Origin of the sequence: Aeromonas sp. QDB11, assembly GCF_027705265.1 — a bacterium.
In the GTDB taxonomy this organism is placed as follows: Bacteria; Pseudomonadota; Gammaproteobacteria; order Enterobacterales; family Aeromonadaceae; genus Aeromonas; species Aeromonas allosaccharophila.
Genome location: NZ_JAPDBM010000185.1, coordinates 1 through 1035, shown reverse-complemented (window position 1 = coordinate 1035; position 1035 = coordinate 1). Strand labels below are relative to the sequence as shown.

The 1035-nt window shown below is 54.9% G+C and carries 1 pseudogene; it reads right to left on the bottom strand.

What is annotated here, in order from left to right:
• Positions 1 to 74: 74 nt before the first annotated feature.
• Positions 75 to 581: pseudogene (locus OKC40_RS22560) on the bottom strand (potassium-transporting ATPase subunit KdpA); the annotation flags it as partial.
• Positions 582 to 1035: the final 454 nt, after the last annotated feature.

Below are 1035 nucleotides of genomic sequence, written 5' to 3'. Positions count from 1 at the left end.
AAGACGCAGTTCCTGCGGGTAGAAAAATGGTGATCGGCATGATGTTATTGGCTGATCGACATGATGTTATTAGCCACCAGATCCTGCCAGAAGTTGCCAAGGTTGATGGTCTGCTGGCGGGCGATACCGCGGAACAGGGCAATGGCTACAGCGGCGCCCGTCCCTGCGGAGACGAAGTTCTGGGTGGTCAGACCCACCATCTGGCTGAAGTAGGAGAGGCTGGCCTCACCGGAATAGGCTTGCCAGTTGGTGTTGGTCATAAAACTGACCGCGGTGTTGAAGGCGAGTTGCCAGCTCAGACCCGGCAGTTGCTGCGGGTTGAGGGGCAGCAACCCCTGCGCCATCAGGATCAGGAACAGCAGACCGAAACCGGCGCCGTTGAAGGCCAGCAGGCTGAGGGCGTAGGACTTCCAGTCCTGCTCCCGTCCATCGGTGCCGCAACAGGCCAGCGTGGCGCGCTCGACCTGTGCCAGCCAGCGGGTTTTGCCTTCAAATACCCGGTAGATGTAGTTGCCCAGCAGCGGTGCCGGCAGCAGAACCAGCAGCACGAAGGCAACCGGATAGATTATTTCTTGCCACATGTTCTAGTTCCTCACTCGTGACTGCGCGTGAGTGCGCGCATCAGATAGGCCATCAAGGCGAGGACGAGCAGCAGATATAGCCAATTCATATCGACTCCATTGAGATAATTAGCTGCGAGAGCCGATGTAAGACCATATCGACTCTGTTGGTGTCATTGACGCTGAAAAGGGTATGTAAAACAGGCGTAAAGGCGCCATAAAGCGCCATGTGGCAGGCGTAAAATCGGCGTAAAGAACGACGGATTTGCGAGAGAAATAGCGAGGAGGGATCAAAAAACCCGGCCTGAGCCGGGTTTGGGGGAAGGGGTTACATGGCTGTAGAAGCCGGCTGCTCGTGACAGGCCAACTTCAAACGTACCTATCGCATTGTCGATGATTACCCCCACGTTTCTGATTAGAAAAAACTCTGTAAAGCACTGCTACGTGGGTTTTTAGTTACCGATTTCAGAGTTTT